Raw genomic sequence first — 11805 nt, forward strand, 5'->3', positions numbered from 1 at the left:
AAGCAGGGAGTCATAACGGCTCCCTGCACGGACAAGTTATTATCGCAATTCCGGCCAGTATTCTTTATTGGCTTCGATTAAGGCATCCAATACCTCTCTTGCTTTTGCTGCAGATACAACTGTACGATTTAAAGTTAAAGCTTGCAGCGCTTTGGCGTATGAGCCTTCCATATATGCTTCCACAGTAAGTTTTTCATACGCATATTGCCCTTCAATCAATCCTTTATAGAATGTTGGAATTTCTCCAACTGCGTATGGTCTAGGCCCGTTTGAGGTTATACTTGCAGCCACTTCAACCATCGCATCATCCGGCAAATTGCTGATGATTCCATCATTTTTCAAAATGACAATAAAATTGTCGCCTTTGTTGTATGCAATGGATTCTGCAACAATTAAGATAAACTCGCCATGTGCATCATTTGCTACTACGTTGGAATCTTTTGCAGTTCCTGTTTCAGCAACGCGCTCACAATCTTCAAATACGCGTTTCTCTCTTCCGGCTTGTACTTCATTTGCACGCGTAAAATCCGGATTCAATTTTTTCAGCACTTTATCTGGATATAAATAATACTGTAAATACGTATTCGGCAAATAGTCCGGAAAATCTCGCACCATTTGCTGCACCATGGCATACGTTTCGAGCCATGATTTATCCCTTTGCTCGTAATCAGCCGGACGGAAGCCGTTTTTCAAAATCATTTCCCTTAGCTCAGGCAATTTGTCATTGCCTTGCGGATCATATAAATGAGTAAACCAGCCAAAGTGATTTAATCCGAAGTATACAGGATCAAAATCACGTTCATTCATATTTAATAAACGGCCGTACGAACGAAGCAAGTTTTCAGGCTGGTCGCAAATATTGAGGATTCTTTTATCATCAGGAAACATTTGCTGTAACGCAATCGCAACGATAGCAGCAGGATTTGTGTAGTTTAAAATCCATGCGTCTTTCGTTTTGCTTCTGACATCCTTGACCAATTGAATCATATCGCGGATCGATCTCATACCGTAAGCAAAACCGCCCGGCCCGCATGTTTCCTGACCGATAACCCCTAGTTTCAACGGGATCTTTTCGTCTTTTTCACGCATTTCATAGCCGCCAGTACGCATTTGCACAAAAACAAAATCGATATCTTCCGTGAATGCTTCCTCTTTATCTGTTGTATAGCTAAAATGAATGTCAGGGTACTCTTCTTTAAAAAGCACTTTCGCAAATTCGCCTATTATTTTTTGGCGTTCGTAATTGATATCATACATGACCAATCGGTTGATCGGGAAAGTATCTTGACGCGAGCAAATTGCTTTTAAAAGCCCTGGCGTCCAAGTACTACCCCCGCCAACAATAAGTACATTGAATTTTTTCATTGTGTTTCAGCTCCTGGTAGTAATTTTTCATGTAACTGCTTCTACCGATATCTTAACGAACGAAAAAACATAGACAGGAAAAATTTCATTTTATGAAACTTTTTTCATGGTCATTTATAATAGAGCGTACAATAAATATGAAATCCGGAGTGATTCGATGTACAACTTTATGGCTAAATTATTAAACTTCATTGAATCTTCAACAGACCAAACAAAATCAGAAATCATTATTGCCGAATATATTTTGAGGAATGTGGAAAAAATCCCGAAAATGTCCATTTATGAATTAGCTGAAGCGTGCCATACATCACCTGCAACGATCACCCGATTTTGTCAGCGCTTTGAAAATATTACGTTTAAAGAGCTTAAAGAATATGCCAGATCATTTATTGAATTTAATGATACCGAAGTAGACTATCAAAACCTAAAAACGAAATTTAATCTAAAACAAATAAACGAATATTATGACGAATTACTTGCTTCTCTGAAGCAAACAGAGCAATTTCTCCGCTCAAAGGAAATCATTCAAGTTGTTCACGAAATTCATCACTCAAAAAAAGTTGCTTTTTTTGGGGTAACATTTTCGCATCTCATTGCAAGAAATGCACAATTCAAATTTATTCGTCTGGGCAAATATGCTACTGCGTACAGCAACCATGAAAATCAAATTTCCGAAGCAGAATCACTTACGCCCAGAGATTTAGCCGTTGTCATTTCTTTTTCCGGAGAAACAAGATTTATCGTTCAGCTAGTAAAGGTATTAAAGAAGAGAGGCATTCCTATCGTTGCGATTACAGGCAATGAAAAAGGCTATTTAGCACAGAATGCGAAACAAATCATCAAAGTGAGCAGCTGCAAACTAGAATCCTTTAAATCACCTATTTTGGAAGAAATCAATATGCTGAGTGTAATTAATTCCATCTATCTCGTTTATTCCATCGTTTTTAAAAATTCGGAAGGATATCAGGCAAACAAAGGAGGCAGCTAAAATGAATATTGTCGTAGCACCTGATTCTTTTAAAGGGAGTCTGACCTCTTCTCAAGCAGCAAATATTATGAAACAAGCAATACTTGACCTTCATTATGGTGATACAGTAAGAACAAAGCCAATGGCTGACGGCGGAGAAGGAACAGTCGATGCATTGTTAGTCTCTTCAGCCGGGGATCGCATTGAGGTAACCTGTACAGGCCCCTTGGGCAAAAAAATAAAAACATATTATGCCATCCTCGAAAATAATACGGCTGCTATTGAAGTTGCCAATATCGCTGGGCTTGTCCAAGTGCCTCCTTCACAACGAAACCCGGATGTGACCACTACTTTCGGACTTGGCGAAGTGATGAAAGATGCATTGGATAAAGGCTGTAAATCGTTTATTATCGGGCTTGGCGGCAGTGCTACAAATGATGGGGGCCTTGGCTTTTTACAGGCGCTTGGCATGAAAGCTTGGGATAAAGAAGGAAAAGAAGCGGGGATTTTCGGAAAAGATTTATTGGAGGTCAATCAAGTAAGTTTCGACCGTTTGGATCCGAGATTGGAACATATTACAATAAAGGTTGCTTGTGATGTGGACAATCCGTTATGTGGTGAAAAAGGTGCCAGCGCAGTTTACGGACCGCAAAAAGGTGCCAGCAGCAAACAAATACCGATTTACGACGAAGCATTGGCCCGATTTGCTGCTCTTATTGAGAAGCAGAAAGGAAAAGTCTTCAATAACGTGAAAGGTTCAGGGGCAGCAGGAGGCCTGGGATTTGCATTCCTTGTACTAGGCGCAAAGCTTATATCCGGTGCTGAGCTTGTAGCAGAAGCTTCGAACTTGAAGGAAGCAATAGAGCAGGCGGATCTTGTCATTACAGGAGAAGGACAAAGCGATGAACAAACATTATACGGAAAAGCGCCCGGCTATATCGCTGATCTCGCTCAAATATACGGAGTTCCAACGATATTAATATCCGGCTCGCTTGCAGGCAATTTGGATGTGCTCCGCAGCAAATTTCACGGATGCTTTTCGATTATTACTAAACCATTGACGATTGAGGAATGTATGGATCAGGCAAAACAGCTATTGTACAACCAGACGAAGCAAGTGATGCATCTTATTCACTCTTTGAAGATATAATCGGATCCAGGTTTTCGCTTTTATAATCCAGATGGGGAAATTTTTTTCAGATGTTTATGTTGAATACTGCAAAAATAACTTTCCCCTTATTCCATCTCAATTTTATCTAGAAGATTGACCGGCAAATCTCCAAAATTCCACATTAGAGAGGCATCTAAGATCTTGTTCAACATCTAAGATGCCTCTTTTGTAATGAAGTAAAAGAAATAATTGATGTATTCCATTAAGCACCGACAATATCTTCACAATTTTGTGTTAAATTATCGAATACAGATCATTTTCCTCACGATCATCCATGTTGTCTTTAAACAAGTCTATAATGCTTCCTGCACGTTTAAACGGTTCTTTCAACTTTTATTCCATAACTCCGTTTTTAACCCATATACTTTTCTTCTTGGTACTGCAAATGCTAAAGTTCTTTAATGATTTCGACTTCGATGTTAAACAACCGTTCCGTTAAACTATTTCCTTCCATTCCTTTTGGATTTTCGCGGAAAAACTCAAAATTGCCAAAAAGGTGAATGCGTATTAACTTCTCCAATCTAGTAAGTCTTTATATAAGCGTGTTCTGAACCCAGTTATTTGCCAAAACTTTGATGTCGAACGTCCTTTCTTGAAAAAACACGAGATTGACGACTTCCGGAATATCGACTTCAGTATCGAGTTTATCGGCTGATACAGCAATTTGCGTCAGAAAAATGATCAATTAACATTAGATACCAGTTGACGCTGTAATCAATAACCCTTGCAAATCCGTCCTTATTCTCAGAAAACAGTTGATCAAAGCGCTCACTATCCGTTCTGTATGATGATTTTCGCAAAAACAATCGTTTTCTGCCTTCAACTCGAATTTATTTTTTATTAAATTTTTCAGTACAGTATCAATTAATAAGTCCATTCGTTTAGTGCTTTTAACACTAAGGGGGTGAAAACATTTGTTGTGTGATATCCACAAAATTGATTTCTAGGGATAAATTCCTTCTTTGATCTAGCTGTGCCGATCTCTTCGCATGTCTAGAAAATGCACGAATAAATTGTCATCCGATTAAACGCTATGTGCAATCTCTTCACGCATCGTTCCGTTTTTAGCAAAATTTATATGCCATGAAAGAGCTTTTTCTAAAACATGTGGTGTATGCCCTCCTCTTGCAAGAGCTTCCTGATAATATTCACGAAGCTGGTCGCGATACATCGGATGGGCGCAGCGTTCGATAATCAGTTCCACACGCTCTCTTGGCGCCAAGCCCCGGAGATCCGCATACCCTTGTTCGGTGACGATGACATCGACGTCATGCTCCGTATGGTCAACATGGGAGACAAAAGGAACAATGCTTGATATGTTTCCGTCTTTCGCTATTGATTTTGTCACAAAAATCGCCAGGCGGGCATTTCTTGCAAAATCACCTGATCCGCCAATGCCGTTCATCATTTTCGTTCCAAGTACGTGGGTTGAATTGACATTGCCGTAGATGTCCACTTCCAATGCTGTGTTAATGGAAATCAAACCGAGCCGACGAATAATTTCAGGATGGTTGGAAATTTCCTGCGGTCTCAGCACTAAACGGTCGCGGTATTTCTTAAAATTCGAGAAAACCTCCTTCATTTTCGGCTCTGAAAGGGTAATCGAACAACAAGAGGCAAAACGGACTTTGCCAGCATCTATCAAATCAAAGACTGCATCCTGCAATACTTCAGAATACACCTCTAAATCCTCAAATTCTGAATCCAGCAAGCCATGAAGAACTGCATTGGCGACGGAACCGATGCCTGACTGCAGCGGGGCCAAACGTTCCGTTAACCGGCCGGCTTTAATTTCTTTACGCAAAAACTCTATCAAATGCTGCGCCATAATGACTGTTTCTTCATCCGGAGGCACAATTGTCGACGGTGAATCCAGCTGATTGGTAAATACAATTCCTTTTACCTTCTCGATATCAATCGGTATTCCGATCGTACCGATTCGATCATTCGATTTTGTCAGCGGAATCGGTTTTCTTTCCCCTTGTTTCTCAGGTTCATACAAATCATGCATTCCTACTAAATCTGCAGGCTGTGCCATATTAATCTCTATAATGATCGATTTTGCGTGCTGGGCAAATGTCAACGAGTTTCCAATGGAGGTTGTCGGAATAACCATTCCATCTCTTGTAATAGAAACCGCTTCCAAAATTGCAAAATCGATTGGACCCATAACATTTGAGCGCACTAATTCAGCAGTATGGGACAAATGCTGATCGACAAATAAAAATTCTCCCCGATTGATTCCTTTTCTCATCGTAGGATCTGCCTGAAAAGGAAGCCTCTTGCCTAAAATGCCAGCTTCAGTGAACATTTTATCGATATCAGAACCTAAAGAGGCTCCTGTATACACATTTACTTTAAACGATTCTCGCTCTGCACGTTTTACCAACGCATATGGAACCGCTTTCGCATCACCCGCGCGTGTAAATCCGCTTAACCCTAAAGTCATCCCGTCTTTGATCCATGATGCGGCTTCATCAGCTGTGACTATTCGATCGCGCAAACGCAAATCTTCAATCCTTTCCAATTTATGGTCCATTTCCCCATCATCTCCCCTTTAATGAATTTAAAATTTATTTTACCGATAAAAGTTAATGGGGCAAGGTTTTGGGGATAAGTGACCGAAAATTCAGATAAACAACTCAATTTCCATACTAAAACAGAACGATTTTTTAAAATCCAAGCAATTTTCGAAAATAACTGGAGTAGGACTGACTGACAGGAATTTTATCACCGTTATTCATCAACAGCAAAAAAGTTGAATGCGCATCAGGGTAGATCTCCTTAATATGGTTGACATTCACAATAAAAGCCCGATGACAGCGAATAAAATAGTCCTTTGGAAGCAAGTATTCAAATTCCTGGAGAGAGTATTTATGCGTTCCTGAGCATCCTTCAGTGTACACATAGGTCTTTTTATCTTTTGCTTCTAAATACGCAACTTTCGAAAAAGGAATAGGAACCCATCCATCATCAGTTTTGACGGTCACAACAGATTTTCCATCCGTCAAAGCAGGAAAAATCGCAGTGACGCATCCCTCAAGCTTTCCTTCCCAAAAAAACGGTACAGCCATCCCGTGATAAGGAACGCCAAACACATCGCGGTTAATAAACTCAGAAACCTTTTGTTTGGTGTGCAAAGCTTTATACGCAATCGTTCCTTTTCTCACCAAGTCTCCCGGTCTGATTTTCAAATCAATCCGTTTGCTCGGCCGGTAATAGATATATTCCTTAGTATTGGAAACAGCAATCGAAACTTCATCAGAAAACAATTCACCAATAACGTCTAAAATGGAAACTACTGAAATACGTTCCATTCTTCAACACCCTTCGTGATCTATAAATCTTCAAGATATTAATATTTTACATCTTTTTTCACCCTTTTTGGCATAGTTCATATCGAATGCGACTAATGATTAGATGGCGCATAGAAGTTTGTGCAAGCAAATTTTCGGATTTACAGCCCTCAGCCATGAATGAAAATAGTTCTTGCCAATTCATATTTTTTGATACCGCCAACTAGGAATATTTTCACAGTAAAAAGAGGAAGATTCTGAGATTTACAGTTAAAGAAACGGAGAACGGATGGCCTTGTTTCTGCCAACCGTGCATTGAAATTTCACTAACTATCCAAAGTTTTCTTTTTCAACTATTTAGCCGTAATAAAAGAGGAAACGATTGCTTGTCAACATACAACTGTTTGATAATGATAGCCTCCATTAACAAAAATTGAAAACGAAATTGCGACATTTTCTTCCGCAAAAATAAAAAAGATGGCGCAAAATGCGCCGCCTTATTGAGGAGTTATTTCAAACGTTATATTTTCGTTGTCCCAACTGAATGATGGTGTGTAGACTAATTCGTATTTTGAATCCTCAGGAACATCGAAGTAAATTTTACCGGTAATTTTCTTACCTGCGCCAATATTTTCATTCATAAAGCCGTCATCATGACCGAAATACTCTTCGTGTTGTGTTCCGTCTTGTGTCGAGATTGCAAACTCTTCCGCGCCAAAATATAACTGCTCTTTTCCGTTATTGACCGTTTCAAATTCTATCGCCAATACTTTACCTTTTTCTGCTGGCGTATATTCGGCATCATCTACGTATTTAGCACTTTTTAGAGTTAATTGTAAGTCGCCTAACTTAACGACATCGCCAACTTTGAATATTTCCGGTTTAGCTTCTTCTTTCTGTTCTTGCGCCCCTTCCGATGTTCCTACTTTTTGTGCACCTTCTTCGCCTCCGCATCCGACTAAAGTCGCGAGGCTAAGTGCGAAAACTGAAAATAAAAACCCCCATTTTCGTTTTTTCACTAACATTTACCTCACTTTCCAAAATTTCGACATCTTCATTATATTTATTTATCTGCTATTTTTCAACATATCCCATGACTTTTCGACTATTTTTTCGTATTATTGCTTGGTGTATTTTCTAGGTATATTTACACAGTAGATATATCCGCGTGATCAAGAATCATTTGTAGCGAACAAATATCGTCACCTTTTTCAAATAGTTTACGATAAATGTATGTCTCAAACAGTGTAAGACTTACGCAACATTCGTCTTTTAGTTTGAATATTTTTCTGATGTTTCCTTCTTTTTAACTTTTCACCATATTGATTAACGAATACATATGAAATGTTACCGAAGTATCCTCGAATTTCTTCTATCAAGTAGTTTACATACTTCTTTAGTCATTGGAACAATCCGGCTTTTACGGCTATTGTTTTTGTCCCAGTAACATAATAATACCGTCATCTAAAAATACTTGAAATTTCTGACTATTCAACTTAGTTTGCCCTTTGCTCTCACTCTAACATTAGTTTAATAGCACCATAGTCACGAAATCCCGTAAATACCTATATCTTTGACGTTTCATAGCCTCTTTACTTGCGTGTCTGTAAGCACAAAGATTCGTTGTTTATCCTTATTTTTTTGACGAGACTTTCTTCAAATAATACCGTATTTATGTAGCTTTCTAAAAATCGATTTAATAGCACCGAAAAGAATATCCACGGTTACAGATGACGTATTAATGTACCGTCTAATTTGGTCAGTAGTAAGATCTCTAAAACCGACAACATCTATAAAATTTTTTCAAGGACTTCAATAATCGGTACTCGTTCGTCCTGGATAGCTTCCGTTTTGTAAATGATCTTAGCGTATTTTAATCCTTCTGCAACCGTCATATAATCGAGATTACATCTACAATCAGATAGTCTTGAAACTACCTTTCTAGCCTTTTTCGCATAAATAAAAACCTCCAAAATTTTTCATTTTGGAGGCACGCGGTCTCTTTGATTCAGTGGGACGGAAACCTAGCGAAAATACGTTGTCCGTTTTTCGGTAGTTCCCGTCCGTTGAACGACTTCTAAATCGCTCAAACCCTTGTCGCTCTAGCTTACGCGCTCGGAGGGACTCGAACCCCCGACGGACGTGGTACCGGAAACCACCGCTCTATCCAACTGAGCTACGAGCGCATTTTTCAAATGTCACGAATTATATTATAATCGAACCGAACAGTATATGCAAGAATAAATTTTGCTTAATTATCCATCGTGTCAAAATTGATTTGAAAAATTCATTTTTCATCGTTGTTTGAAAAATGAAAAATGAGGGTATGATGGTACATGTATTGATCTTATAAATAATTATATATAAAAGTTTTTTGTTTGACCTTTATTGACCTTTTATGTATGATGGAATAGAAATGACTTTAACTTTGATGCGAGGGAGGAAACATAATGAATTTAATACCGACTGTTATTGAACAGACAAACCGTGGTGAACGTGCTTACGATATTTATTCAAGATTGTTAAAAGACCGCATTATTATCCTTGGTACGCCAATTGATGATCATGTTGCAAACTCCATTGTTGCTCAGCTTCTTTTCTTGGCAGCGGAGGATCCTGAAAAAGATATTTCCCTTTACATTAACAGCCCGGGCGGATCAATTACTGCTGGCATGGCGATTTATGATACGATGCAATTTATTAAACCTGATGTATCCACGATGTGTATAGGAATGGCTGCTTCCATGGGAGCATTCTTATTGGCGGCAGGTGCAAAAGGAAAACGTTTTGCCCTTCCGAATAGTGAAGTAATGATCCATCAACCGTTAGGAGGCGCGCAAGGTCAGGCAACTGACATTGATATTGCAGCTAGACGAATTCTCTCTTTAAGAGATAAATTGAACAGAATTTTATCTGAAAACACTGGCCAGCCTCTTGAAGTAATTGAACGTGATACGGACCGCGACAATTTCATGTCAGCTGAACGTGCAAAAGAATATGGGTTGATTGACAAAGTTTTAACAAAATAAAAGCTGCCTCAAATAGGAAGACAAAAAAATTTAAACATATCAAGCAGACAGTATAAAAATAAACCGCTGCTTCATACCTTCACGCATTTGAATGAGGAGTAAATGTCAAGAATGATCTTGACAGCAGCTCCTCATTTAACTTTTTGGCAGGAATCGTCAGCTTTACGTTTTCGAAAGGCCGTTAACTGCCGATATTGCTTTAATCTAAGCCCAAAATGCGGATCGAGCCGGATGAAGGATTAAATATGCTTTCGGAGAGCCTGTGTAAACCGTATTTTGCTGAAGTTTTTTCTGGGCACCTGCTGGCAAAAACAAGTGTTATAATCGATTTTTTCATGTTATAAAAGGGCTAGAATCTCTCTTTATCCATTCAGCTGTAAGTCATTCGAACCATATCAAAGCACGTTTGTTTTTTCTTGAATGTTGATCGCAGATTTATGAAAAAATAGTATTTACACCAAATATATTGCTCGGATTCGCCCCGATCTTTCGCATGCTTTGAATCCAAAAGTTCCAGTTAAGAACCTTCACAAAGCTCTCTCCCAACAAAAGATTTATCACACTTTTCTATTAACGCACCCGAAGCCATTTCGTCTTCATATCAGTTTTAGCAAAAATAAAGCCCTCTTGTGGCTGACAGCGGTTGTTTCCTGCTTTCTCCCACAAGAGAGGCAATATCCATCCATTGATGAATTTTGCGGCAATTTTTTTGTGTGTTCACATTAATTTTCGTTTTGAATGTAGTTGATAAGCGCTTCTAATGCTTCTTCCTCATCGTTTCCTTCTGCGATCAAGGTAATCTCAGAGCCGCTGTTAATAGCTAAGCTCATCAACCCCATGATGCTTTTGGCGTTTACTTTCTTTCCGTCTTTTTCGATAAAAATGTCAGAAGAAAACCTGTTGGCTTCCTGAACAAACAATGCAGCCGGTCGTGCCTGCAAACCGGTTTTTAACCGAACTTCCACTTTTTTCTCAACCATATTTATCCCTCTCTTCTTAAAAATTTATTTAAATGAAATCGTTTTGCCAGCCCGCAATTTTTCAGCGATTTCATCGATTTTTCTTAATCGGTGGTTGATTCCCGATTTGCTGATTTTCCCGCTGGACACCATTTCACCTAGTTCCTTCAATGTCACATCTTGATACATAACCCGTAATTCTGCAATTTCCCTCAGCTTTTCAGGTAAGGCGCTTAATCCGATCTTTTCATCAATGAATTTTATATTTTCTACCTGCCGTAAAGCAGCTCCAATGGTTTTATTTAAATTTGCTGTTTCGCAATTGACAAGGCGGTTCACTGAATTTCTCATATCACGAACGATTCGGACATCTTCAAAACGCAGTAGAGCTTGATGGGCACCGATCAATGTCAAAAATTCCCCAATTTTTTCAGCTTCCTTTAAGTAAGTAATATATCCTTTTTTCCGTTCCAGTGTTTTTGCATTTAAATAAAACGTATTCATCAAGCTGCATAGCGAATCGTTATGTTCCTTATATAACGACGAGATTTCCAAATGGTATGAAGAAGTTTCCGGGTTGTTGACAGATCCGCCCGCTAAAAACGCACCGCGCATATACGACCGCTTGCAGCACTTTTTTTTCACAAGGTCTAAAGAGATTTGATGGTTATACATAAAATCCTTGCCTAAAATTCGCAAATCCTCCAAAATCTCTTTTACTTGTTCATTCATTCTAACAATATAGACGTTATTCTTTTTTAATCGCATCTTTTTTCGTACAAGCAGCTTGATCGGAACGTCATATTTTTTTTTGATCAGCATGTAAATGCGTCTTGCAATCGCTGCGTTTTCCGTCTGCACATCCAAAAGCAATTCCCGGTTGGAAAATGACACAGTTCCGTTCATTCGGATGAGCGCGGACAACTCTGCTTTTAAACAACATTGTTTTACTTCCAGTGTTGTCAATTCTTTTTTCGTCTCTGAAGCAAACGACATGTTTCCATTACCGCCCTTTCCG

At 38.9% G+C, this 11805-nt stretch carries 9 protein-coding genes, 1 tRNA gene and 1 pseudogene; 3 read left to right on the plus strand and 8 right to left on the minus strand.

The annotated features are described in order from the left end of the window. Positions 1 to 39: 39 nt before the first annotated feature. A complete protein-coding gene (locus tag NSQ61_RS11750; protein WP_340807093.1) occupies positions 40 to 1365 on the minus strand; it encodes a 6-phospho-alpha-glucosidase in 1326 nt (441 codons plus the stop codon). Positions 1366 to 1522: 157 nt separating this feature from the next. Between NSQ61_RS11750 and NSQ61_RS11755 the strand changes: the two genes are divergently transcribed. Continuing rightward, positions 1523 to 2353 carry a MurR/RpiR family transcriptional regulator gene (locus NSQ61_RS11755; RefSeq protein ID WP_235600468.1) on the plus strand — a complete coding sequence of 277 codons (831 nt, stop codon included), beginning with the start codon at positions 1523 to 1525 and terminating at the stop codon, positions 2351 to 2353. Position 2354: 1 nt separating this feature from the next. Next, a complete protein-coding gene (locus tag NSQ61_RS11760; protein WP_340807095.1) occupies positions 2355 to 3482 on the plus strand; it encodes a glycerate kinase in 1128 nt (375 codons plus the stop codon). 412 nt (positions 3483 to 3894) lie between these two features. Here NSQ61_RS11760 and NSQ61_RS11765 read toward each other — a convergent pair. The 5 genes and pseudogenes from NSQ61_RS11765 to NSQ61_RS11785 all read right to left on the minus strand — a co-directional run. Further along, a pseudogene (locus tag NSQ61_RS11765) lies at positions 3895 to 4377 on the minus strand (DEAD/DEAH box helicase family protein); the annotation flags it as partial. A gap of 150 nt (positions 4378 to 4527) precedes the next feature. After that, positions 4528 to 6042 carry an acetyl-CoA hydrolase/transferase family protein gene (locus NSQ61_RS11770; RefSeq protein ID WP_311066904.1) on the minus strand — a complete coding sequence of 505 codons (1515 nt, stop codon included), beginning with the start codon at positions 6040 to 6042 and terminating at the stop codon, positions 4528 to 4530. A 133-nt stretch (positions 6043 to 6175) separates the two neighbouring features. Continuing rightward, positions 6176 to 6820 (minus strand): LytTR family DNA-binding domain-containing protein, encoded by a 645-nt coding sequence (locus NSQ61_RS11775; protein ID WP_066249117.1) that lies wholly within the window; start codon positions 6818 to 6820, stop codon positions 6176 to 6178. A gap of 476 nt (positions 6821 to 7296) precedes the next feature. Next, on the minus strand, positions 7297 to 7818 hold the full coding sequence (locus tag NSQ61_RS11780) for a DUF4352 domain-containing protein (RefSeq protein WP_340807098.1): 522 nt from the start codon (positions 7816 to 7818) through the stop codon (positions 7297 to 7299). A gap of 1091 nt (positions 7819 to 8909) precedes the next feature. Then, positions 8910 to 8985: transfer RNA gene (locus tag NSQ61_RS11785), tRNA-Arg, on the minus strand. A gap of 264 nt (positions 8986 to 9249) precedes the next feature. Here NSQ61_RS11785 and clpP point away from each other — a divergent pair. Continuing rightward, positions 9250 to 9828, plus strand: a complete 579-nt coding sequence (clpP, locus tag NSQ61_RS11790) for an ATP-dependent Clp endopeptidase proteolytic subunit ClpP (protein ID WP_063389160.1) — start codon at positions 9250 to 9252, stop codon at positions 9826 to 9828. A 722-nt stretch (positions 9829 to 10550) separates the two neighbouring features. On the opposite strand, the gene NSQ61_RS11795 is transcribed toward clpP, so the two are convergent. Together NSQ61_RS11795 and whiA are read right to left on the minus strand one after the other, a co-directional pair. Then, on the minus strand, positions 10551 to 10808 hold the full coding sequence (locus tag NSQ61_RS11795) for an HPr family phosphocarrier protein (RefSeq protein ID WP_063389161.1): 258 nt from the start codon (positions 10806 to 10808) through the stop codon (positions 10551 to 10553). Between the two features lie 24 nt (positions 10809 to 10832). After that, positions 10833 to 11783, minus strand: a complete 951-nt coding sequence (whiA, locus tag NSQ61_RS11800; protein WP_063389162.1) for a DNA-binding protein WhiA — start codon at positions 11781 to 11783, stop codon at positions 10833 to 10835. Positions 11784 to 11805 lie beyond the last annotated feature (22 nt).

The organism is Aeribacillus sp. FSL K6-1121 (genome assembly GCF_038003725.1).
Lineage (GTDB): Bacteria > Bacillota > Bacilli > Bacillales > Aeribacillaceae > Aeribacillus > Aeribacillus composti.